A 21,995-nucleotide genomic window follows, 5' to 3' on the forward strand; every position below is an offset into this window, starting at 1 on the left:
GGGAGGCGACGCAAAAATTCCGAAAAATCTTTTGGGCGGCGGTTCGATCTCAGATCTCGGGCGGCGCGTCCGGCTTTCCCTCGAAGCGGTCGCGGTGGGCGGCGGTGCGGGCGAGGAGCAGCAGCGTCACCGGCGTGGTGACGGTGAAGAACAGGCCGATCAGCGCGTCGCGCAGGACGACGCGGTCTTCGAGCAGCGACAGCAGCAGCATCGAGCCGCACAGGATCAGGGCCGCGCCGAGGGTCGCGCCCAGCGTCGGTGCGTGGACGCGCTCGTAGAAGGTTTTCAAACGGATCAGGCCGAGCGCGCCGGTCAGTGCGAAGCCCGCGCCGGTCACGGTCAGGAGCACGACGAAGCAGGCGGCCCAGACGGGGAGTTCGGCGCCGTTCACTGGATCACCTCGCCCTGCATCAGGAACTTGGCGAGCGCGACCGTCGCGGTGAAGCCGATCATGCCGATGATCAGAGCCGCCTCGAAATAGAGGCCGCTGCCGGTACGCATGCCGTGGACCACGATGACCAGCATGCCGTTGAGGTAGAAGGTGTCGAGGCCGAGAATCCGGTCCTGGGCGCGGGGGCCGCGCAGCATCCGCCACGCGGCGAGCGCCATCGCCAGGACCAGCATGCCCTGGGCGAGGCCGAGGCCCCAGTCGAGGACGGTCACGGCGTTCATGCGAAGATCTCCAGGAGGGGGCGCTCGTAGCGGTCCTTGATCCGAGCCGCCCAATCGTCGTCCTCGGTGAAGTCGAGGACATGCAGGAGCAGGTGTCCGGTGTCGGAATCGTACTGCACCCAGAGCGTGCCGGGCGTGGCCGTGAGGATCACCGCCAGCACGGTGAGACCGGCGGGCGCGCGCAGCTCCAGCGGCACGGTGACGTAGCCGGTGCGGCGCTCGGGCCCGCCCGGCCCGAGGATGATGCGGGCGACGTCGATGTTGGAGCGGACCATGTCGTAGAGGACGATACCGATCAGCCGGGCGATGGTGGCGGGCGCACGCAGCCGCACGGGGCGGGGTTCCAGTGCCCGCATCACGGCGGGCACCGCGAGCCCGACGGCGAGCGCCAGCAGGACGTTGCCGGGCGTCGGCGGCGCGTTGAGCAGCAGCCACGTCAGCGTCAGCGCCGCCGAGAGCAGCGGGTGGGGCAGGATGCGGCTCACCGGGCTCCTCCTTCGCCCAGCACCGCCCGGACGTAATCCTGCGGGTCGGCGAGCCACGCCACCGTGGCGTCAGCATAGGCCAGCACCGGGCCGCCCCACAGGGCGAGCGCGATGCAGGTGAGGAGCAACCCGGCAATCGCCAGAAATTCCGGCGCGCGCAGGACCGGCGCAGGGTCGTCGCTCGGCACCCACAGGCTGAAGATGCCGAGCCGCACCAGCGGGGTCAGGGTGCCGAAGCTCGACAGCGTCAGCGCCGCGATCAGCGCCCAGGCCGAGGCGGTCATCGCCCCGCCGGTCAGGCCGGAGAACATGGCGAGCTTGCCGACGAAGCCGGCGAGCGGGGGGACGCCCGCCAGCATCAGCGTCGCGACGAGGAAGCCGACGCCGAGGATCGCCACCGCGGAAGGGATCGCGCGCCCGACCTCGGTCGCCTCGGGATCGTCGAACGGGTCGCGGTACTCGTCGTCGAAGACCGGTTTGCCGGCCTCCGCCGGATCGCGGCCGCGCTGGAGGATCTCGGCCAGCAGGAACAGGGCGCCGGCCGCGAGCGTCGAGCCGACGAGGTAGTAGAGCGCGCCCGAGAGCGCGCGCTCGCTCCCGGTTCCGAGCGCGGCCAGAACCGTGCCCGACGAGATCATCACGGCGTAGCCCGCGGCCCGCGTCAGGTCGCGCGCGGCCAGGATGCCGACCGTGCCGAAGGCGATGGTGGCGAGTCCGGCGGCGAGGAGGACCGTCTGGCCGAAGCCGACGGACAGGCCCGCACCGAACAGGAGCAGGCTCAGGCGCACCACGACGTAGACGCCGACCTTGCTGAGGATGGCGAGGATGGCCGCCGCCGGGGCGCTGGCCGCCGCGTAGGTGGTCGGCAGCCAGAAGCCGAGCGGCCAGGCGCTGCATTTGATCAGGAAGGCAAGCCCCAGCACGGCGCAGCCGACCTCGAACAGGCCGAGTTCGCTCAACGAGGGCGCGGCGAGGCGCCGGGCGAGGTCGGCCATGTTGAGGGTGCCGGTGGTGCCGTAGATCAGGCTGACGCCGACGAGGAAGAACAGCGAGGCGACGAGGTTGACCGCGATGTAGCCGAGCCCGGCGCGAATACGCGTCTCGCCCGATCCGTGCAGGACGAGGCCGTAGGAGGCCGCCAGCATCACCTCGAAGAACACGAACAGGTTGAACAGGTCGCCGGTGAGGAAGGCGCCGTTCACGCCCATCACCAGCAGCAGGAACAGACCGTGGAAGCGCGGGCCCGCCCGGCCCCAGCGGGCGAAGGAGAAGACGAGGGCGCAGAGTCCGAGGATCGCGGCGAGCACCAGCATCATCGCCGAGAGCCGGTCGGCCACCAGCACGATCCCGTAGGGCGCGGCCCAGTTGCCGAGGCGATAGACCTCCGCCTCCTGGCTCGCATGCCGGGCGAGGACGAGGGCGATGACGAGCAGGACCAGCATCGTCACGAGGCTCAAGCCGGCCTTCAGCGCGCGGCGGCGCTCGTCGATCAGGAACATCGCGCCGGCGACCGCGATCGGCAGGACGATCGGCAGGACCACGAGGTGGTCCGACCACACGCTCGCTTCGGTGATGGCGATCGGACCGGTCATGGATGCGGGTTCCCCGGATGCGGCTCGGCACGATGGGGCTCGCGGCCGTCGACGTGGTCGCTGCCGGTGACGCCGCGGGCGGCGAGCAGCACCACGAGGAACAGGGCGGTCAGCGCGAAGCTGATGACGAGGGCGGTCAGCACCAGCGCCTGCGGCACCGGATCGTCCACCGAGACGAGTTCCGGGATGGCGCCGAGCACGGGCGGCGCGCCGACGGTGAGGCGGCCCATGGCGAAGATGAACAGGTTGACGGCGTAGCTCAAGAGCGAGAGGCCGAGCACGACCTGGAAGGTGCGCGGGCGCAGCATCAGCCACACCCCGGAGGCGGCGAAGATGCCGATCCCGGCCGAGAGGACGAACTCCATCAGGCGGGCTCCTTCTCGGCGTCCGCTCTCGCTTCTGCCTCGGCTTCCGTGGCTCGGGTGCGGCGCAGCGACTGGTGGGCCAATGCCACCAGCATCAGGGCGCTGGCGCCGACGACGAGGACCATGATGCCGAGATCGAACACCAGCGCACTCGCCACCGGCACCTTCCCGAGCACCGGCGGCTTCCAATAGGTGAAGAAGGCGGTGAGGTAGGGGCGCCCGAACAGCCAGGAGCCGGCGCCCGCGAGCGCCGCGATCAGCATGCCGGCGCCGATCCAGGCGATCGGCTGGATGCGCAGCCGCTCCTCCACCCACTGCGCGCCGTTGGTCATGTATTGCAGCATGAAGGCGACGGTCATGGCGATGCCGGCGGCAAAGCCCCCGCCCGGCAGGTCGTGGCCGCGCAGGAACAGGTGCAGCGCGAGCAGCACGATGAAGGGGAACAGCCACGTCGTCACCACGCGGGGCACCAGCAGCGCGTCGGCGGTGGTGTGGCCGGGCTCGCGGCCCTCGCGGGCGTGGTCGTAGGCGTCGTGGCGGACCTGTTGCGCTGGGCGCTCCAGGCTGTCGGGGGCGGGGCGGAAGCGGCGCAGCAGCGCGAACACGGTCAGCCCGACGACGCCGAGCACGCAGATCTCGCCGAGCGTGTCGAAGGCGCGGAAATCGACCAGCAGCACGTTGACGACGTTGCGCCCGCCCGCCTGCGGATAGGCCTCCTCGACGAACCAGCGGCTGATGCCGTCGACGGCGGGCCGCGTCATAACCGCGTAGGCGAGCCCGGCGAGGCCAAAGCCGACGAGGCCGGCGATGCAGAGGTCGATCAGGCGGCGGCGCTTGCCCCGCGCCTCCTCCGAGGCCGGCACCGGGATCGCCGCGTCGCGCTTCGGGAGCCAGCGCAGGCCCAGGAGCAGCATCACCGTGGTGACGATCTCGACGAGGATCTGCGTCACCGCGAGGTCGGGGGCCGAGAGCCAGAGGAAGGTGAGGCTGCTGACGAGGCCGGCGCCGCCGACGAAGATCGCCGCCGAGAGCCGGTGGTACTTCGCCCGCTCCGCCGCGCCGATGGCGCAGGCCGCGCCCACCCCCCACATCAGGGCGAAGGCGGGATCGAACTGGGTCAGGCGGCCCGGCGCCGTTAGGTCGAGCCCGCGGGCGGCGCCGGCGGCGAGCGCCACCGTGAGCGCGGTCAGGAACAGGATGCGCAGTTGCGGCTGGAGCCGCTCGGTGCCGAGTTGCCCCTCCAGCCAGCGGGCGCCGCGCACGAGGCCGGTCATCGCGCGCTCGAACAGCCAGCCGCCGTCGAGCCGGTCCATCAGCCACGGGCCGCCGCGGGGGTTGGTGTTGATGCGCTTGCCGAAGATGAAATACAGCGCCACGCCGCCGATCAGCGCCGCGACGCTCATGGCGAGCGGCGCGTTGAAGCCGTGCCAGATCGCGAGGCTGTAGTCGGGCGTGCGCTCGCCGAGCACCGCCCGCACCGCGCCCGCCAGCACCGGGCCGATGGTGAGGTTCGGCACGAGGCCGATGGCGATGCAGGTGAGCACCAGCGCCTCGATCGGGATGCGCATCCAGCGCACCGGCTCGTGGGGGGCGTGCGGCAGGTCGTGCGGGGGCGGCCCGAAGAAGGTCTGGCGGATGAAGCGCAGCGAGTAGAGCATGGTGAAGGCCGAGGCCACCGTCGCCAGCACCGGCAGCGCGAGGTGGAGCGGATGGTCGCCGGTGGCATCGACCGCCTCCGAGAGAAACATCTCCTTCGACAGGAAGCCGTTCAGCAGCGGCACGCCTGCCATGGCGGCGGCGGCCACCATCGCGAGCGTGGCGGTGTAGGGCATCGCCCGCCACAACCCGCTGAGGCGGCGCATGTCGCGCGTGCCGGTCTCGTGGTCGATGATGCCCGCGGCCATGAACAGCGACGCCTTGAAGGTCGCGTGGTTCACCACGTGGAAGATCGCGGCGACGACCGCCAGCGGCGAATCGAGCCCGAGCAGCAGGGTGATCAGCCCGAGATGGCTGATGGTGGAGTAGGCGAGCAGGCCCTTCAGGTCGTGCTGGAAGATCGCGGACCACGCGCCGACCAGCATCGTCGCCATGCCGAGGCCGCCGACGATCCAGTACCACGCCTCGGTGCCGGCCAGCACCGGCCAGAGCCGAATCATCAGGAAGATGCCGGCCTTCACCATGGTGGCCGAGTGCAGGTAGGCGCTGATCGGCGTCGGCGCCGCCATGGCACGCGGCAGCCAGATGTGGAACGGGAACTGCGCCGACTTGGTGAGGGCGCCCGCCAGCACGAGGATCAGCGCCGGCAGGTAGAGCGGGCTCTCGCGGATCGCGTCGCCCGAGGCCAGCACCGTGTCGAGGTCGTAGCTGCCGACGATCTTCCCGATCAGGATCACGCCGACGAGCAGGCACAGGCCGCCCGCGGCGGTGACGGTGAGCGCCATGCGGGCGCCGTCGCGGGCGGAGGCGTTGTCCGACCAGTAGCCGATCAGCAGGAACGAGACGACCGAGGTCAGCTCCCAGAACACCACGAGCTGGATGAGGTTGCCGGACAGCACGATGCCGAGCATCGCGCCGACGAAGGCGAGGAAGTAGCAGAACAGCCGCGGCACCGGATCGGCGGCGGCCATGTAGTAGCGCGCGTAGAGCACCACCAGCGCGCCGATGCCGAGCACCAGCATCGCGAACAGCCAGGCCAGGCGATCGAGCCGCAGGACGAACCGGACGCCGAGCGTCGGCAGCCAGTCCACCGCGACGCTGATCGGCGTGTCCCCGATCAGCGGGTAGAGGCCGGCGATGCAGCCGAGGCTCACCAGCATCACGCCGCCCGCCAGCGCCGCGGCGGCGTTGCGGGCCGAGCCCGGCAGGCAGACCGCGACGAGGCTGCCGAGGAAGGGCAGGATCGCGGCGAGCGCGACGAGCAGCTGAGGCGTCGAGGCTGAGGGCAAGGAACGAGGCTCGCGGGCACGGGCGCCGCTTGTCCGGGCGGTGCCGTTCATCCAGGGGGCGTGGGGGCGCTTCTAGCAGAACGAAGCGCGACGCGAACCGCATCCCTGCACCGGAACCGACAGGGCGGATTCTCGAGAGCCGCGCCGCGCATTCTCTCGACGATCCGGCTTCCGCGTCCTCGGAAGGCGCTCAGCCCGTCGCGGCGACGCGGTAACCCGCCGTGCGGCCGGCACGCTCCCGGATCGCCGCGATCAGGCCGTCGAGCTCGGGCGCGGCGAGGGAGGGGCTGGCGGCGAAGTAATAGGTCTCCCATCCGACCGGAACGAAGTCGAGGCCGAGGCGCTCGGCCGCCGCCCGCACGCCGAGGCCGGCATCCGCGGCGCCGCAGGCGATCACCGCCGCGACGGCCTGATGGGTGAACTCCTCGACCGCGTAGCCCTGGATCGCCTCGGGCCCCAATCCCGCCTGGGCCAGCATCCGGTCGAACCAGTCGCGCGTGCCCGATCCCCGCTGGCGGTTGACGTAGCGCACGCCCTCGCCCGCGAGGTCGGCCACGCCGCGGATACGTCGCGGGTTGCCCGGCGCGAGCAGCAGGCCCTGCTCCCGCTCGAACAGCGGGTGCACGACGAGGCCCGCCCCCGCATCGACGGAGGAGAACGGCGCACCGGCCTCGGCCGGCGCCTGCGCACCGCAATGGAAGCCCGCCGCATCGGCGCTTCCCTCGAGGAGGCGCTCCACCGCCGCGCGACTGCCCATCACGGACAGCGCGACGTCGCCCCGCTCGCCCAGAACCTCGACCACCAGCGGATCGTGGCTCGCCGCCAGCTTCGGCGCGCCGGCCCGGCCCGTGAGAAGCCGGCGCAGCCGCTGCTCGGCGGCGCGGGTCTCGCGCACGAACCCGGATTCGAGCCCGGCCGCGGCCGCGGAGAAGGTCTCGGCGAGCGCGGTGCCGAACTCCGTCAGCGCCGTGCCGTGGCCGCGGGTCTTGCGCACCAGGGGGCGGCCGAGCGCCGCCTCGTAGGTCTGAAGCCGCGCCCAGGCGGCACGGTAGGACAGGCCGAGGGCGTCGGCGAAGCCCTGCACCGATCCTGTCCTGCGAATCGCGTCGAACACCACCATCAGGTCGGCGACGGCGAGTTCGCTCGCGCCGATCCGAACCGTGCCGCCGAGCCCGAGCGTCACCGCGATACCTGGATCATCGGACGCACGATTCATATTGATGGCGTCCGCAACGTCATTCACAACAGGATCTCCCGCGTCAAGGGCCGTGGCGGCGCGAGGTTACCGTCGCAGCGGCCCAGGCCGAGACGGTGCGCTTCGCCGAGACCGCCCGAGGGACGCACCATCGACCGGCCCCGGATGACCACGGACCTGTTCGTTTCCTACCTCCGTCCCGCCGGATCTGCACGGGGACCGTCCGGCGAGAGCCTCGCGTCGCAACGGGCGGCGGTCGCGCGGCACCTCGGCCGACGCGGGCACCTCGTCGCGGAGGTCGTCGGCCGCGGGTCCGACGCGGGGTCGCCGGACCTGAGCGAGGCGCTCGCCCTGTGCCGCCGCCACGGTGCGACGCTGCTGATGGCAGACCTCGGCGCGCTGGGCGAGGACCCGATCTTCCTGCGCGAGCTGAGCCGGACCCTGCGCCGCCTGGACCTGCGCTTCGCCGCAGCCGACCGGCCGGAAGCCAGCGAGCTGACGCTCGGCATCATGGCCGCGGTGGCCGAGGCCGAGGATCGGCTCGGCGTCGTCCGCACGCCCGAATCCATGGCGCGCCGCCGCGCGTTCTACGCGCGCTTCACGGCCGAGCGGCGCGGCCGGGCCGCGGCCGAGAGCGGCGGCGAGACCGTCCCCGACGCGGCGGGGGCCCGCCCCTTGTCGGAGAGCCGCGGCCGCAGCACGTCGCGCAGCCGGGAGCGGGCGGAGGAGGTGGCACCGATCCTCACGGCGATCCGCGCCGCGGGCGCCGAGACCCTGGAGCAGGTCGCCAACGCCCTCAACGCCCTCGGCATCCCCTCCGCGCGAGGGAACCGCTGGTATCCGATGCAGGTCACCCGCATCGAGAAGCGCCTCGCATCCGCGAGCTGAGACCGCCTGCGGAGGCGAGCCGGGCGCGAGCGGCATTCGACATTCGTTCGAATGGAGGCGGCGCGGATCCTCACCGGGTCGACGAGCAGCCCCGCCGCCCGATCTGCCGACGGACCGGCTGGGCCTCAAGTCTCCGCACCGCCCTCGCGAACGGCGTGACGACAGGCCTCTCACGCACGGGGCCTCTAGGCCGGCACCGGCGACGAGGAGAGAGCCATGAGCGTCCGGCCGTAGCGCCGACGCTTGCTCTCTGTTTACCGGAGGGCGTCTTCAGGTCATCAGATGAAGACGAGTGTAGTGGTGCCGCAAGAGGGATTCGAACCCCCGACCCCCTCATTACGAATGAGGTGCTCTACCAGCTGAGCTATTGCGGCATTCCCGTCCGGACGGGCCCTGGCGGGCGGTCCGCGATCGTGGGCGGGTCTTAGACGGATGGGGCGGTCTTGGCAAGCCTTGGGCGTCGGTCGACGGCGCCTAGGATGGGCGCGGCCGGCCTCAAGCGGCCTCCGCCGCGACGACGGTCCAGGGCTCTTCGAAGACGTGCTCTTCGAGGTTCGGGCCGGGACCGCCGCGGTCGATCACGAGAAAGTCCTGGGGGGCGCCGACCGGCGTCAGCACGCCGTGCCAGACGCCAAGTCCGTAGCAGACGCCCTGGCCCGGCGCGGTGAGGAAGGCGAGTGGCCGGCCGGGGCGGCCGTCCTCGTCGGGGCAGACCACGACGAGGAACGGGGCCGGGCTCAGCGGCACGAAGGCCTGGGCGCCGAGCAGATGGCGCTCGACGAGGCTCAAGCGGAGGGGCAGCGGGTACGGCTCGGCCTCGACATGGCCGATCACCACGCGGCTTCCCTCGCCCGACACCTGCACCTCGGCGAGGTCGTGGTAGCGGCGCGCCTTGCCGGCGTTCATCGGCCGGGGCGCGACCGCTTCCTTGTCGATCACCGTGCCGAACGGGGCGAAAGCCTCCGCCGTCAGCGGCGCGATGCGAATCGTGCGCGCGCTCATCGGGCCGACCGGAACGGCGTGAGCGCGGGGTGGCGGTTCACGTCCTTGTAGAGCAGGTAGCGGAACGGGCCGGGGCCGGCAGCGTAACAGGCCTGCGGGCAGAAGGCGCGCAGCCACATATAGTCGCCCGCCTCGACCTCGACCCAGTCGCGGTTGAGCCGGTACACCGCCTTGCCCTCCAGCACGAACAGGCCGTGCTCCATCACGTGCGTCTCCTCGAACGGAATCGAGCCGCCCGGCTGGAAGGTGACGATGTTGACGTGCATGTCGTGGCGCACGTCGTCGGGCGCGACGAAGCGGGTGGTGGCCCAGGCGCCGTCGGTGCCCGGCATCGCCACGGGGGTGATGGTGCGCTCGTCGGCGACGAAGGCGGGCGGCACCTCGATGCCCGGCACGCGCTCGTAGGCCTTGCGGACCCAGTGGAAGCGGGCGGGCTCCGCGCCGTCGTTGCGCAGGCTCCAGACGGCGCCCGGCGGCAGGTAGACGTAGCTGCCGGGTTGCAGCGCGTGTGCCGTGCCGTCGAGGACGAGGCGCAAAGCCCCGCCGACCACGAACAGCACGCCCTCGGCCTGGGCCTCGGGCTCCGGCCGCTCGCTGCCGCCGCCGGGGGCTACTTCCATGAGATACTGCGAAAAAGTCTCGGAGAAGCCCGAGAGCGGACGCGACAGCATCCAGGCCCGCGTGCCGTCCCAGAACGGCAGCACGCTGGTGACGATGTCGCTCATCACGCCCTTGGGGATCACCGCGTAGGCCTCGGTAAACACGGCGCGGCCGGTCATCAGCGCGGTCTGGGGCGGGAGGCCGCCGCAGGGCGGGTTGTAGGGGGAGGCGGTCATCGGAAGGGCTCCGGGATTTCCAAGGCTATCGCGTTCACGCATCGCACGGTGTGTAGGATGAGGCGTTCTCCTCCCCCTTGTGGGGAGGAGGGAGGAGGTGGGGGTGGGGGTGGTGCCGGATGAAGCTCGGCGATCCATCCTGAACCACCCCCACCCCGAACCCCTCCCCGCAAGGGGGAGGGGACTCACCTGCGCTCAGCGCGCCTCATCGCGCACGAGGTCGGCGGCGAGCGCGTTGTGGCGGGCGGCGAGCGTGCGGGTGTCGACGGTGGTGAGCCGGCCCTCGCGCACGACGACACGGCCGTTGATGACGCTCCAGGCGACGCGCTGCGGCGCGCAGAAGACCAAAGCCGCGACCGGATCGTGCAGGGCGCCCGCGGTCTCCAGTCCCCGCATGTCGAAGGCGACCACGTCGGCCGCCATGCCGGGCATGAGAGCGCCGATGTCGTCGCGGTCGAGCACCTGCGCGCCGCCGCGGGTGGCGATTTCCAGAGCCTCGCGGCCGGTCATGGCGGCGGGGCCGAAGCCGACGCGGGCCAGCAGCATGGCCTGGCGCGCCTCGCCGAGCATGTGCGAGCCGTCGTTGGAGGCCGAGCCATCGACGCCGAGGCCGACGCTGACGCCCTCGCAGCGCATCCGCCCGACCGGGGCGATGCCCGAGGCCAGCCGCATGTTCGAGCAGGGGCAGTGGGCGACGCCGGTGCGCGTACGCCCGAACAGCTTGATACCGGGCTCGTCGAGCTTGACGCAGTGGGCGTGCCAGACGTCGTGCCCGGTCCAGCCGAGTTCGGCCGCGTATTCGGCCGGGGTCATCCCGAACTTTTCGCGGCTGTAGGCGACGTCGTCGGCGGTCTCGGCCAGATGCGTGTGCAGGCCGACGCCGTAGGCGCGGGCGAGCACGGCCGATTCGCGCATCAGGTCGCGGCTGACCGAGAAGGGCGAGCACGGCGCCACCACGATGCGGCGCATGGAGAAGCGCGTCGCATCGTGCCAGCGCTCGATCAGGCGGCGGGTCTCGGTGAGGATCGCGCCCTCGTCCTCGACCACCGCATCGGGGGGCAGGCCGCCCTTGCTCTCGCCGACGCTCATGGAACCGCGCGCCGCGTGGAAGCGCATGCCGATGCCCTCGGCCGCCTCGATCGAATCGTCCAGCCGGCAGCCGTTGGGGTAGATGTAGAGATGGTCGCTCGACGTGGTGCAGCCGGACAGGATCAGTTCGGCCATCGCGGTCTGGGTCGAGACACGGATCATCTCCGGCGTCAGCCGCGCCCAGATCGGGTAGAGTGCCTTCAACCAGCCGAACAGCTCGGCGTCCTGGGCGCCGGGCACCGCGCGGGTCAGGGTCTGGTACATGTGGTGGTGGGTGTTGACGAGGCCCGGCATCACCACGTGCCCGGACATGTCGATCACCTCGTCCGCCGTCTCCGGCAGCGTGTCCATGGCGCCGACCGCGACGATGCGGTTGCCCTCGATATAGACCCCGCCGCCGCGGATTTCCCGGCGCCCCTCGTCCATCGTGACGAGGACGTCGGCGTTCTTCAGAAGCAGCGAGCTCATCGGGCGCTCTCCTTCAGCCAGTCGGCGAGAACCTTCCGCTCGTCCGCGGTCATCTCGGTGATGTTGTTGGGCGGCATGTTGTGGGTCAGCACCGCGTGGCGGCGGATCGCCTCCGCCTGACGGCCGATCGCCGGGCCTGAGTCGAGCAAAACTCCCTTCGGCGCGACGCCGATCCCCTCCCAGGCCGGCTCGGCGGCGTGGCACATGGCGCAGCGCCCGGCCACCAGTTCGACCACGTGGTCGGGCGGGCTGGCTTTGGCGACGGGCATCGCGTGGTCGGCCGAGGCCAGCATCACGTTGGCGGGCGCCTCCGCCTGCGGCGGCAGGCCGAGGATCGAGCGGCCCCCGGCGCTGCCGGCGAGCGCCACGGCGAAGGCGGCGCCCAGCCCCGCGGTCGCCGCGGCCCAGGCCCACCAGGGCGAGCGGGCATGATCGGCGTGGCGCACGTTGTAGAAGAAGCGGATCACCGCGCCCGAGGCCGTGATGAGGGCGACGATCAGCGGGATCGTCGCGTTCGAGGAAAACAGCATCGGGTAGTGGTTGGAGATCATCAGCAGCACGACCGGCAGGGTCAGGTAGTTGTTCTGCGCCGAGCGCTGCTTGGCCTGCTTGCCGAGACCAGGGTTCGGCCGCTCGCCCTTCATCAGCGCGGCGACGACCTTGCGCTGGTTCGGGATGATGACGAGGAAGACGTTGCCGGCCATCCACGTCGCCATCAGGGCGCCGGTGTGGATCAGCGCGCCGCGCCCGCTGAACACTTGGCTGAAGCCGAAGGCGGCCGCCGTGATGACGAGGAGGCCGACCGCCGCGAGCCCGGATTCGCTCTGGCCGATCGGGGAACGGCAGATGCGGTCGTAGACCAGCCAGCCCAGCGCCAGGGCGCCGACGCCCACCGCGGTCGCGGCCGGGGCGGAGAGGTCCATCACCGCCGGATCGATCAGGTAGAGCTTGGATTGCGCGTAGTAGATCCACGCGAGCAGCACGAAGCCCGAGAGCCACGTCGTGTAGGCCTGCCACTTGTGCCACGTGAGATCGGGCGAGAGATGCTCGGGCGCGACGAAATACTTGCGCATCTCGTAGAAGCCGCCGCCATGCACCTGCCACGCGGCGGCACCTTCGCCCGCCGGGATGTCGGGCGTGCGCTTCAGCGAGGCGTCGAGATGCATGAAGAAGAACGACGAGCCGATCCAGGCCATCGCCGCCACGATGTGCAGCCAGCGCAGCAGCAGGCTGCCCCACTCCCAGACGAAGCTCTTCACGGCCGATCCCTCCGAAATCTTTCCCCCGATCCTAGCGATGCCGGACCGCTTGTATGCCCGCCGAATTCCTTGTCAGTTTTCGAATTTTTCGTAAGCTGACACGAGGCCAGGATCGTTCGCCCATGCGATTGTCCTGCCACGGCCTGTCGCCGTTCGAGCCTCCGGGGCCTCGCGATGCTGTCGCTGGAATCCATCCGCATCTTCATGCGCGCGGCCGATACGGGCAGCTTTTCGGCGGCCGGGCGCTCGTTGCGGCTGTCGCCGTCCGTGATCAGCTACCGCATCCAGACGCTGGAGGAACATCTCGGCTGCCTGCTGCTGACGCGCACGACCCGGCGGATGAACCTGACGGAGGCCGGTCGCGTCTTCTACGACCGCTGCCTCGATGTCGCCGCCTCGGTCGAGCGGGCGGAAAAAAGCGTCGAGACGCAAGGCGCCGCCCCGCGCGGCACGCTGAAGGTCACCGCCCCCTTGAGCCTCGGGCGGCGCGTGGTGGCCCCGCTGATCCCGGCCTTCCGCGAGCGTCACGCCGAAGCCGACGTGCACCTACGCCTGTCCGACCATCTGCTCGACCTCGTGCAGGAGGCGGTGGACGTGGCGGTGCGCCTGTCGCAGATGCGCGATTCGACCTTCACGCTGCGCAAGGTCGCCGACGTCGAGCGGATGCTGTGCGCGTCACCGGCCTATCTCGACGCGCACCCCGCGCCCGAGACCCCGGCCGACCTTTTGGACCATTCCTGCCTGCTCCTGCGCTTCCCCGGCTCGGAGCAGTTCCGCTGGACCCTGCTCGACGGCGACGAGGCGGTGACGATCCCGGTCGCCGGCCGCATCGACGCCGACGACAGCGACGTGCTGACCGAATGGGCGCTCCAGGGCCAGGGCATCGTGCTGAAACCCGTCTACGAGGTGGCGCCCTACCTCGCCGACGGGCGGCTGGTGCCGGTGCTGCCCGAGACGCCGCCGACTTCGGTGACGCTCGGGGTAGTGTACCCGTCGCGGAAGATGCTGCCGAACCGGGCGAAGACTTTTGTGGAGATGACGACGGAAGCTTTGCGGGGGTATGTTGGGGGGCAGTTGGAGTTGGTGGGCAAGCGGGCGGTGCGGTGAAGTTTGGCGTCGCGGGGCGTTGTCTGGGGGCCACCCAACTTACCCGAGATGGCGCGCTGCAGAATGCGAGCCCCGCACCCCAGATGGCACCCGGGCGAGAGCGAGGGTGGCAGCCCGGCGCAGGGCGTGGACACTCCGCCGGGCTATGAGCCGATCAGGCGGTCTGAAGGCCCTGCAGTTCCTCCAGGCCGCCGCCGTCCGCGTAAGCGAGGCGGAAGCTCGGGCGCGCCTTCCAGCGTTGCCAGAACCGGTCGAGCTGCTCGTAGCGCTCGTCCAGCGGGGTCGCCACCGGACCGAACTTGGAGAACGCGATCGCCGTGCACAGCGTAATGTCGGCGAAGGTCGGATGTTCACCGCCGAGGAGCCAGTCTCGCCCGTCCGACAGATGCCGTTCGACGAGGCCCGCATGGGAGAGCGCCTCCTTTCGGCAATGCTCGCCCCATTGCGGGTTGCTGGTCAGTTCCAACTTCGGTCCGAGACCCTGGTGGGACACGTGAAACAGCGTCGTGAGACGATACAGGATCTGCACCCAGATCCGGTCGTTCCACATGACGTCCTGCGCCTGCTCCAGCGCGCCTTCACCGAGAATCCTGCGACCCGGAAAACTCAGATCGAGATAGCGGGCGATCGCGACGCTCTCGGCGAGATAGCCGCCATCGGGCAGCTCGAGGGTCGGGGTCTCACCCCAGGGATTGCGCTTGAGGTGCCTCCAGCCGCGCTGTTCGCCGACCGATGCCATGTCGAGCAGGCGCTCCTCGACGTGCTGCGCGATACCCTTCTCGTGCACGAGCAGGCGCACTCGCTGCGGGTTCGGAAAGGCTGACGGCGAGGTGTAGAGGATGAGCTTGTCCATGATCCCTCAGTTCGGGTCCGGTGACGACATTGCCGCGACCGACCCTGAATTAGGGGCAGACCCAGTGCGCGACAGTACGGTCTGCGTCATCGACAGCCATGGATTGTCCCTGATTGTACGCGGGTCGCGCGCAGCCCCCGGGGCGACGGGGCGCCGCGTCTCGTCCGCTACCCAATCGCGGGAGCGGGCAATGCGCTGTCCACGGGTGCCGCCCGCCGTCAGGGTGTTCGGGAACGGCTCGACGGGGAATCGAGGCGATCAGCCGAACAGGACATCACCCCGCCGCCGGCAACCGATCCTTCAACCGCAGCCAAGCAATCCGTTCGATCTGCCGCAGCGCCTCCGCCAATTCCTGCTCCGCATCGTTCCGCAACCGGTCCTCGAACGCCGCCAGAATCTCCTCGCGGGAGCGGCCCTTGATCGCCATGACGAAGGGCACGCCGAAGCGGTCGCGGTAGGCGGCGTTCAGGCGTTCGAACTGGGCGAGTTGCTCCGGCGTCAGCGCGCCGAGGCCCGCGCTGCTCTGTTCGGCAGTGGAGGCGTCCGTGAGGCCCCCCGATTGAGCGAGGCGGCCGGCGAGTTCGGGGTGGGCGAGCACCAGGGCGCGCTGATTCTCGGCCGGCTGGTGGCGGAGCGCGGCGACCAGGGCGGCGTGCAGGCCCTCGGCGGTGTCCTCGCGGGCGGTGAGGCCGGAGGCCCAAGCCTGGAGGGCGATCTCCGGCGTGTCCTCGAAGATGTCGCCGAAGCGCGTGAGGAATTGCGACGCACTCATCGTGCTGGGCTTGAGAACTGGCGCCGGGTGCCGCTCGGCCCAGTGGCGGGCGATGTCGATGCGGCGGGTCAGCCACACGCCGTCATGAGCCGCGACGTGGTCGAGGAAGCGGGTAATCGCCGCGATGCGCCCCGGCCGGCCGACGAGCCGGCAATGGAGGCCGACCGACATCATCTTCGGCGCGGTGGCGCCCTCGGCGTAGAGCGCGTCGAAGGTGTCGCGCAGGTAGGTGAAGAAGTGCTCGCCGGTGTTGAAGCCCTGGGGCGTGGCGAAGCGCATGTCGTTGGCGTCGAGCGTGTAGGGCACCACGAGCCCGGTGCCGGCCTTGCCGTGCAGCCAGTAGGGCAGGTCGTCGGCATAAGAATCGGAGAGGTAGGAAAAACCCCGCTCCAGGCCGAGTTCGAGCGTGTTGACCGAGGAGCGGCCGGTGTACCAGCCGAGCGGGGCCGAGCCGGTGACCGCCTCGTGCAGGCGGATCGCCGCGTCCATCTGCGCGGCTTCCTCGGCCCGCGTCATGTCGCGGTGGTCGATCCATTTGAAGCCGTGGCTGGCGATCTCCCACTCGGCCTCGCGCATGGCGGCCACGGCCTCCGGGTTGCGGGCCAGCGCGGTGGCGACGCCGAAGACCGTGATCGGCACCTTGCGCTCGGTGAAGAGCCGCCACAGCCGCCAGAAGCCGGCCCGGGCGCCGTACTCGTAGAGCGATTCCATGTTCATGTGACGCATGCCCGGCCAGGGCTGCGCGCCGACGATCTCGGAGAGGAAGGCCTCGGAGGCCGCATCTCCGTGAAGGAGGCAGTTCTCGCCGCCCTCCTCGTAGTTGAGCACGATCTGCACTGCGATCCGCGCGCCGCCGGGCCAGTCCGCCTGCGGGACGGTGCGGCCGTAGCCGATCATGTCGCGGGTGGTGTGCAGCTGGCTGTGCTCGGTCGTGTTCATGGGAGGCCCCGATCTGACAGCCGGCGGGCGGGCTGAATATGCGTGCAAGCAGGATACCGCCGCAGGCCGGACTGCATTGTTCGGACTTTTTCGAAGCTGTTCCCGAAATGCCGGGATGGTGTGCGCGGCTCGATCTGCAAGTGTCGCAGGGCAGGTTCGCCGATTTCGCATGCCTGCCGAGCTTGCCGCCGCCGGGCGGCCACCACTGGGGGAACCGGCCGATGAGCGCCGCATCGCACGAGACGCAGACCCCGCCCCGCCGGCTCACGACCCACGTGCTCGACACCGCGACCGGCCGCCCGGCCGCGGGGCTGACGCTGCACCTCACCCGCATCGAGGGCGAGACCCGCACCCGTCTCAAGACGGTCGCGACCAATGCCGACGGGCGCTGCGACGCGCCGCTGCTGTCCGGCGACGCGATGGCCGCCGGCACCTACGAGATCGCCTTCGAGGTCGGCCATTACTTCGATCGTGGGGACGCCTTCCTCGACCTCGTGCCGGTGCGCTTCCGCATCGCAATAGAGGGGCCGGCCCATCTGCACGTGCCGCTCCTGATCTCCCCCTACGGCTACAGCACCTATCGCGGAAGCTGAAAGCCGATCCCGGATCGCCAGAGGCGCGGCCTAAAAGACGCCCGACGATCCACCGCGCATCCCGAGGGATGCCCGACGCCAAGACGCCCCAAGACCTTGGCCCACAGCGAGGAACGTCCCATGACCGACGCCCCACAGGCGGCAGCGGAGACCAATGCGGTCGACGCGATGCTGCCGGTCCCCAAACTCGCCGCCTACGGCATGCAGCACGTGCTGGTCATGAGTGCCGGCGCGGTGGCGCCCCCGCTGATCATCGGCGCGGCCTTGAACCTCTCGGCCGAGACGGTCGCCTTCCTGATCAATTGCGATCTGTTCGTCACCGGGCTCGCGATCCTGATCCAGAGCCTCGGGATGCCGGGCTTCGGCGTGCGCCTGCCGGTCATCATGGGCGTCAGCTTCGCCTCGGTCGGGCCGATGGTGGCCATGGCCCAGGACCCGACCATCGGGCTGCCCGGCATCTTCGGCGCGACCATCGCGGCGGGCCTGTTCGGGCTCGCGATGCGGCCGTTCTTCTACCGGCTGGCGGCGTTCTTCCCGCAGCTCGTGACCGGCACGGTGATCCTCATCATCGGCATCACGCTCTTACCCGTAGGCATCAAGTGGGCCGGCGGCGGCGCGGCGGCGACGGATTTCGGTGCGCCGGTGCATCTGGCGGTGGCCGGGCTGGTGCTCGCCGTGATCCTGCTGGTGAGCCGCTACGCCAGCGGGTTCGTGGCCAACATCGCCGTGCTGATCGGCCTCGTCGCGGGCCTTCTGGTCGCGTGGCCGCTCGGGCTGTTCAATCTCGAAGGGCTGGCCGCGCGGCCGGTGATCGACCTCGTCACGCCGTTCCACTTCGGCTGGCCGACCTTCCACCTCTCGGCGGTGGTGGCGATGTGCATCGTCATGATGGTCACGCTGGTGGAATCGACCGGCATGTTCCTCGCCGTCGGCGACATCGTCGGCAAGCCGGTCGACAAGCCGACGCTGACCCGCGGCCTGATGGCCGACTCGCTCTCGACCCTGATCGCGGGCGTGTTCAACACCTTCCCGCACACCTCGTTCTCGCAGAACGTCGGACTGGTGAACATGACGCGGGTGCGCAGCCGCTACGTCACCGCGACCTCCGGCTTCATCATCCTGACTGTGAGCCTGTTTCCGAAGCTCGCCTTCGTCGTCGCCTCGATCCCGCCGGCCGTGCTCGGCGGCGCCGGCATCGTGATCTTCGGCATGGTGGCCTCGGCCGGGCTCAAGATCGTCGGCGAGGCCGACCTCGGCGACCGGCGCAACCAGATCGTCGTGGCGGTCTCGATCGGCCTGTCGCTGATCCCGATGGCCGCGCCGAACTTCTTCGCCGCCACCATGCCGGACTGGACCGGGCCGATCCTGCACAGCGGCATCACGCTCGGCTGCATCAGCGCGATCCTGCTGAACCTGTTCCTCAATTCGGACCGCCTCGGCCAGCCGACCAAGACGCACGAATCCAACGATGGCGCCGCGGCCCCGTCCGCTGCCGCCAACACGGCGACGCCGGGACCCGCCGCACTCGGCCGCGCAGCCTGAGGGAGGAGACCCATGGACGCCTCGACTCCCAACCTGTCGCGCCGGGGCTTCCTTCGGGGAAGCGCGGCTGCCGGCATCGCCATCAAGGTGTCGCTGCTGCGCGGCGGCACCGCGGAGGCCCGCCTCGTCGAGGCGGCCCCCGGCCCCGGTTGGATCGCGGGCGGCAAGCCCCGCACCCGGCTCGATGCGGTGGCCAAAGTGACGGGCGCCAAGACCTTCACCCGCGATGTCCGCGCCCGCGACATCGCCGGCTGGCCCGACAATCAGGCCCACGCCTTCCTGATCGCCGCGACCAAGGCGGATCGCCGCTTCGAGGGGCTCGACCTCTCGGAGCTGGGTGAAGCGCTCCAGCCCGACCGGCTGGTGCTGCACGAGGACCTCGTCGCGGATGGATTGGCCGTGCCGCCCCATCCCGACTTCTTCGGCGACCGGTTTCTGGTGCCGAAGGGCGAGACCCCGCGGCTGCTCGGCCAGCCGGTGGCGCTGTTGATCTACCACGACTACCCGCGCTTCGCGGCGGCCAAGCGTGGCTTACGCTTCAACGAAGACGTGGTGCGCTACGGCGAGACGACGGCCTACGCCCCCCCGGCCCATTACGGCGCGACCCGCTGGGTGCGGATCGAGGGCGAGAGCCTCGAGGCCGACGACCGCTTCTCGCCATTTCGCGATGCGCCGATCTTCACCGGGTTCAAGGGCGACGCGCCGGCCTGGCCCGCCGCCGGAACCGAGGGCCCGGCCGCCCGCGGCATGGCGGCCGCCGAAAGCATCGCCGCCGAGATCGCGGCGGCCGGGGACGACGCGCTCGTGCTCAAGCGATCGTACTTCTCGCAATCCATCGACGCCTCGGCGATGGAGGCCGACAACGGCAACGTCTGGTACGACGCCAAGAGCGGCACGCTCCACCTGATGATGGCGACGCAAGGCCCCTACGAGGTGGCGGAGCAAGCCGCCGCCCTGGTGAAGGCCTCGCGCTTCCCGGTCTCGCAGATCGACCTGAAGGCGGGATACACCGTCGGCTACGGCACCAAGGACCACCACCTCCATCCGCTGCTCTGCGTGCTCGCCGGACTCTACGGCGGGGGCCGCCCGGTACGGCTCGCCAACGACCGGTTCGAGCAGTTCCAGAACGGCCTGAAGCGCCACAGCTTCACCATGGACACCGCCCTGATGATCGACCGCGCCAGCGGCCGGTTCCGGGCGATGACCGGGCGTTACGTCTGCGACGGGGGCGGGCGCCCGAACTTCTCGATGTCGGTGTCGTTCGTCGGCGCGACGGCGGCGCAGTCGATCTATTATCTGCCCAAAAGCGACTTCCAGGCGGTGGCGCTGGCCTCCCGCGCCGTCGAGGCCGGCTCGACTCGGGGCTACGGCACGCTCCAGACCATGTCGGCCACCGAGATGCTGGTGGACGAGGCGGCCGAGTTGCTGGGCCGCGATGCGATCGAACTGCGGCTCGCCAACGTCTTCCGTTCCGGCCAGCGCAACAGCCAGGGCGCGGTGCCGGCCGGGGCGCTGCGCAACGACGAGATCCTCGAAAAAGCCGCCGCGCACCCGCTCTGGCGCGAGCGGCAGGCGAAGAAGGCGGCCTACGAGGCGGCCAACCCGGGCAAGCGCTACGGCGTCGGCTTCGCCCAGGTCCACAAGGATTACGGCACCGGCGCCGAGGCCGCGCTCGCCTCGCTCGAAATCGACCCGCAGGGCCGGCTGACGCTGCGTCACGTCGCCCACGAGATGGGGCCGGGCGTCACCACCTCGCAGGCCGTGATGGTCGGCGAGATCCTGGGCCGCGTGCCGGAGACCACCGAGTTCGGCGTCGTGCGCTGGCCGCAGATGCCGCTGGAGACCACCGACCAGCCCTACACCACGCCGCAGGCCGAAGAGGACCGCCTCTCGAAGAACTCGCGTTGGACGCCGCGCTTCACCTCGCCGATGAGCGCGACGAACTCGGCCTATTATCTCGGCCACGCCACCCGCAGCGCCGCCCGCATCCTGCGCGATCACGCGCTCTGGCCCGCCGCCCGCTCGCTGTGGGGCCGCGGCTTCGGCGGTGGTGCGCTGGCCTCGTATCACACCATGCGCTCGGAGGAGCTTCGGCTCGCAAACGGCATCGTCTCCGGCGCGGGTCTGCCGCCGCTGAGGCTGGAGGCGGTGGCGGCGGAAGCCCACCGGCTCGGCCTGCCCGTCGGCGTCACGCTCCACACCTTCAACCGCTGGCAATGGACGGAGGCCGAGTTCGAGCTTCAGGGCACCGGCCGCACGCGGCTCCCCATCGACGCCCTGGCGCTCCGCTACGGCGCGGGCGCTCCCGCGGAGCGGCGAGCCCTGATGACGACCGGCGGCTGGCACTTCGTCGAGCGGTCGGCGGTGTTCTATCCGCCGACCCAGCGCAACAATGTCGGCACCACCTACTACGCGCCGATGGCGACGCTTGCGGAAGTCGCGGTCGATACCGGCAGCGGCGCGGTCACGCTGCTGTCGCACCACTCGATCCTCGAATGCGGGCGCCAGATCGTGCCGGAACTGGTCTCGGGCCAGATCCAGGGCGGGCTCGCCATGGGCATCGGCCACGCGCTGAAGGAGTTCCTGCCGCTCTACGAGGGCGGGCCCGGCGACGGTACGTGGAACTGGAACCGCTACGAACTGCCCCGCGCGAAGGATGTCGCGGTCTGGAACCAGACCGTCGAGATCCTCCCCCCGCTCTCCGAGACCGATCCGCCGAAAGGGATCGCCGAGGTGGTGATGATCGCGGTCGTGCCCGCGCTCGCCAACGCCGTGGCGCATGCCATCGGCCACCGCTTTCACGACCTGCCCATCCGCCCCGAGCACATTCGCGAGGTGCTGGCATGACCGCCCTGCCGAAATCCCAAAGCCTCTCGCTCACCGTCAACGGCAAAGCGGTCGCCATGCCGGTGCCGCAGGGCGTCTCGATGCAGGAATTCCTGCACGAATGGCTCGGCCTCACCGGCGCCCGCATGGGCTGCGGTCAGGGCATCTGCAACGCCTGCACCGTGATGGTCGAGGAGCCCGGCAAGCTGCCGCGCGAGGTGCGCACCTGCATCACCGGCGCTCACTGGTTCGAGGGCAAGACGCTCCGCACCATCGAGGGCCATGCCCGGCAGAACGCCGACGGCAGCCTCACGCTGTCGCCGGTGCAGCAGGCCTTCGTGGAAGGGTTCGCGTTCCAGTGCGGCTACTGCACGCCGGGCTTCGTGACGGCCGCGACCGTGCTGATCGAGCGGCTGAAAGCGGCCCCCGTACCGCGCGAGGCGGTGGAGCGCGTCGTGACGGAGGCGCTCGATCCGCACATCTGCCGCTGCACCGGATACGTCCGTTACCATACGGCCGTGCGCGACCTCGTGCTCGCCACCCCCGGCCTCGTGACGGTGTGAGACG

At 70.6% G+C, this 21,995-nt stretch carries 19 protein-coding genes and 1 tRNA gene; 6 read left to right on the forward strand and 14 right to left on the reverse strand.

Annotated elements, in window-relative coordinates; all coding sequences use genetic code 11:
* Window positions 1-49 precede the first annotated feature (49 nt).
* The 7 genes from mnhG to HNR00_RS22220 form a co-directional block, all read right to left on the reverse strand.
* On the reverse strand, window positions 50-391 hold the full coding sequence (gene mnhG / locus HNR00_RS22190) for a monovalent cation/H(+) antiporter subunit G (RefSeq protein ID WP_183573171.1): 342 nt from the start codon (window positions 389-391) through the stop codon (window positions 50-52).
* Window positions 388-672, reverse strand: coding sequence for a K+/H+ antiporter subunit F (locus tag HNR00_RS22195; protein WP_183573173.1), 285 nt, complete (start codon window positions 670-672; stop codon window positions 388-390). The genes mnhG and HNR00_RS22195 overlap by 4 nt, the downstream gene beginning before the upstream one ends.
* Entirely contained in the window at window positions 669-1,157 is a 489-nt protein-coding gene (locus HNR00_RS22200) for a Na+/H+ antiporter subunit E (RefSeq protein ID WP_183573175.1), read from the reverse strand. Before HNR00_RS22200 ends, HNR00_RS22195 begins: the two co-directional genes overlap by 4 nt.
* On the reverse strand, window positions 1,154-2,749 hold the full coding sequence (locus HNR00_RS22205; RefSeq protein ID WP_183573177.1) for a monovalent cation/H+ antiporter subunit D: 1,596 nt from the start codon (window positions 2,747-2,749) through the stop codon (window positions 1,154-1,156). The genes HNR00_RS22200 and HNR00_RS22205 overlap by 4 nt, the downstream gene beginning before the upstream one ends.
* Window positions 2,746-3,114 carry a Na+/H+ antiporter subunit C gene (locus HNR00_RS22210; RefSeq protein WP_183573179.1) on the reverse strand — a complete coding sequence of 123 codons (369 nt, stop codon included), beginning with the start codon at window positions 3,112-3,114 and terminating at the stop codon, window positions 2,746-2,748. The genes HNR00_RS22205 and HNR00_RS22210 overlap by 4 nt, the downstream gene beginning before the upstream one ends.
* Window positions 3,114-6,059 (reverse strand): monovalent cation/H+ antiporter subunit A, encoded by a 2,946-nt coding sequence (locus tag HNR00_RS22215; protein ID WP_246390975.1) that lies wholly within the window; start codon window positions 6,057-6,059, stop codon window positions 3,114-3,116. Before HNR00_RS22215 ends, HNR00_RS22210 begins: the two co-directional genes overlap by 1 nt.
* Before the next feature lie 190 nt (window positions 6,060-6,249).
* Window positions 6,250-7,275 (reverse strand): substrate-binding domain-containing protein, encoded by a 1,026-nt coding sequence (locus HNR00_RS22220; RefSeq protein ID WP_183573183.1) that lies wholly within the window; start codon window positions 7,273-7,275, stop codon window positions 6,250-6,252.
* Between the two features lie 144 nt (window positions 7,276-7,419).
* Between HNR00_RS22220 and HNR00_RS22225 the strand changes: the two genes are divergently transcribed.
* Window positions 7,420-8,142: a recombinase family protein gene (locus HNR00_RS22225; protein WP_183573185.1), complete on the forward strand. Its 723-nt coding sequence runs from the start codon at window positions 7,420-7,422 to the stop codon at window positions 8,140-8,142.
* A 298-nt stretch (window positions 8,143-8,440) separates the two neighbouring features.
* Here HNR00_RS22225 and HNR00_RS22230 read toward each other — a convergent pair.
* From HNR00_RS22230 to HNR00_RS22250, 5 genes are all read right to left on the reverse strand, one after another.
* Window positions 8,441-8,516 (reverse strand) — tRNA-Thr (locus HNR00_RS22230).
* A 121-nt stretch (window positions 8,517-8,637) separates the two neighbouring features.
* Window positions 8,638-9,144 carry an ureidoglycolate lyase gene (locus HNR00_RS22235; protein WP_183573187.1) on the reverse strand — a complete coding sequence of 169 codons (507 nt, stop codon included), beginning with the start codon at window positions 9,142-9,144 and terminating at the stop codon, window positions 8,638-8,640.
* Window positions 9,141-9,980, reverse strand: a complete 840-nt coding sequence (locus HNR00_RS22240) for a bifunctional allantoicase/(S)-ureidoglycine aminohydrolase (RefSeq protein WP_183573189.1) — start codon at window positions 9,978-9,980, stop codon at window positions 9,141-9,143. The genes HNR00_RS22235 and HNR00_RS22240 overlap by 4 nt, the downstream gene beginning before the upstream one ends.
* A 195-nt stretch (window positions 9,981-10,175) precedes the next feature.
* Window positions 10,176-11,537 (reverse strand): 8-oxoguanine deaminase, encoded by a 1,362-nt coding sequence (locus tag HNR00_RS22245; protein ID WP_183573191.1) that lies wholly within the window; start codon window positions 11,535-11,537, stop codon window positions 10,176-10,178.
* Entirely contained in the window at window positions 11,534-12,796 is a 1,263-nt protein-coding gene (locus tag HNR00_RS22250; RefSeq protein ID WP_183573194.1) for a urate hydroxylase PuuD, read from the reverse strand. Before HNR00_RS22250 ends, HNR00_RS22245 begins: the two co-directional genes overlap by 4 nt.
* Before the next feature lie 174 nt (window positions 12,797-12,970).
* On the opposite strand from HNR00_RS22250, the gene HNR00_RS22255 reads away from it, so the two are divergent.
* On the forward strand, window positions 12,971-13,903 hold the full coding sequence (locus tag HNR00_RS22255; protein ID WP_183573196.1) for a LysR family transcriptional regulator: 933 nt from the start codon (window positions 12,971-12,973) through the stop codon (window positions 13,901-13,903).
* 154 nt (window positions 13,904-14,057) lie between these two features.
* On the opposite strand, the gene HNR00_RS22260 is transcribed toward HNR00_RS22255, so the two are convergent.
* Window positions 14,058-14,756: a glutathione S-transferase family protein gene (locus tag HNR00_RS22260; RefSeq protein WP_210306627.1), complete on the reverse strand. Its 699-nt coding sequence runs from the start codon at window positions 14,754-14,756 to the stop codon at window positions 14,058-14,060.
* Window positions 14,757-15,030: 274 nt separating this feature from the next.
* The gene (gene puuE / locus HNR00_RS22265; RefSeq protein ID WP_183573228.1) at window positions 15,031-16,443 is read right to left on the reverse strand and encodes an allantoinase PuuE; all 1,413 of its coding nucleotides are present in this window, start codon (window positions 16,441-16,443) and stop codon (window positions 15,031-15,033) included.
* Between the two features lie 245 nt (window positions 16,444-16,688).
* Between puuE and uraH the strand changes: the two genes are divergently transcribed.
* The 4 genes from uraH (at window position 16,689) to HNR00_RS22285 (ending at window position 21,991) form a co-directional block, all read left to right on the forward strand.
* The gene (gene uraH, locus HNR00_RS22270; RefSeq protein ID WP_183573198.1) at window positions 16,689-17,060 is read left to right on the forward strand and encodes a hydroxyisourate hydrolase; all 372 of its coding nucleotides are present in this window, start codon (window positions 16,689-16,691) and stop codon (window positions 17,058-17,060) included.
* Window positions 17,061-17,180: 120 nt separating this feature from the next.
* Window positions 17,181-18,602 carry a nucleobase:cation symporter-2 family protein gene (locus tag HNR00_RS22275; protein WP_183573200.1) on the forward strand — a complete coding sequence of 474 codons (1,422 nt, stop codon included), beginning with the start codon at window positions 17,181-17,183 and terminating at the stop codon, window positions 18,600-18,602.
* Between the two features lie 12 nt (window positions 18,603-18,614).
* A complete protein-coding gene (locus HNR00_RS22280; protein ID WP_183573202.1) occupies window positions 18,615-21,449 on the forward strand; it encodes a xanthine dehydrogenase family protein molybdopterin-binding subunit in 2,835 nt (944 codons plus the stop codon).
* Window positions 21,446-21,991: a (2Fe-2S)-binding protein gene (locus HNR00_RS22285; protein ID WP_183573204.1), complete on the forward strand. Its 546-nt coding sequence runs from the start codon at window positions 21,446-21,448 to the stop codon at window positions 21,989-21,991. Before HNR00_RS22280 ends, HNR00_RS22285 begins: the two co-directional genes overlap by 4 nt.
* Window positions 21,992-21,995 lie beyond the last annotated feature (4 nt).

Source organism: Methylorubrum rhodinum, from assembly GCF_014199935.1.
Lineage (GTDB): Bacteria > Pseudomonadota > Alphaproteobacteria > Rhizobiales > Beijerinckiaceae > Methylobacterium > Methylobacterium rhodinum.

Excerpts from the sequence above, each read along its gene's own strand:
- HNR00_RS22195 (WP_183573173.1), bottom strand. The coding sequence starts at position 672 with ATGAACGCCGTGACCGTCCTCGACTGGGGCCTCGGCCTCGCCCAGGGC.
- HNR00_RS22240 (WP_183573189.1), bottom strand. The coding sequence starts at position 9,980 with ATGACCGCCTCCCCCTACAACCCGCCCTGCGGCGGCCTCCCGCCCCAG.
- HNR00_RS22210 (WP_183573179.1), bottom strand. The coding sequence starts at position 3,114 with ATGGAGTTCGTCCTCTCGGCCGGGATCGGCATCTTCGCCGCCTCCGGG.
- HNR00_RS22280 (WP_183573202.1), top strand. The coding sequence starts at position 18,615 with ATGGACGCCTCGACTCCCAACCTGTCGCGCCGGGGCTTCCTTCGGGGA.
- HNR00_RS22245 (WP_183573191.1), bottom strand. The coding sequence starts at position 11,537 with ATGAGCTCGCTGCTTCTGAAGAACGCCGACGTCCTCGTCACGATGGAC.
- HNR00_RS22285 (WP_183573204.1), top strand. The coding sequence starts at position 21,446 with ATGACCGCCCTGCCGAAATCCCAAAGCCTCTCGCTCACCGTCAACGGC.
- HNR00_RS22225 (WP_183573185.1), top strand. The coding sequence starts at position 7,420 with ATGACCACGGACCTGTTCGTTTCCTACCTCCGTCCCGCCGGATCTGCA.
- HNR00_RS22220 (WP_183573183.1), bottom strand. The coding sequence starts at position 7,275 with ATGAATCGTGCGTCCGATGATCCAGGTATCGCGGTGACGCTCGGGCTC.
- HNR00_RS22205 (WP_183573177.1), bottom strand. The coding sequence starts at position 2,749 with ATGACCGGTCCGATCGCCATCACCGAAGCGAGCGTGTGGTCGGACCAC.
- HNR00_RS22235 (WP_183573187.1), bottom strand. The coding sequence starts at position 9,144 with ATGAGCGCGCGCACGATTCGCATCGCGCCGCTGACGGCGGAGGCTTTC.
- HNR00_RS22255 (WP_183573196.1), top strand. The coding sequence starts at position 12,971 with ATGCTGTCGCTGGAATCCATCCGCATCTTCATGCGCGCGGCCGATACG.
- uraH (WP_183573198.1), top strand. The coding sequence starts at position 16,689 with ATGAGCGCCGCATCGCACGAGACGCAGACCCCGCCCCGCCGGCTCACG.
- HNR00_RS22275 (WP_183573200.1), top strand. The coding sequence starts at position 17,181 with ATGACCGACGCCCCACAGGCGGCAGCGGAGACCAATGCGGTCGACGCG.
- HNR00_RS22260 (WP_210306627.1), bottom strand. The coding sequence starts at position 14,756 with ATGGACAAGCTCATCCTCTACACCTCGCCGTCAGCCTTTCCGAACCCG.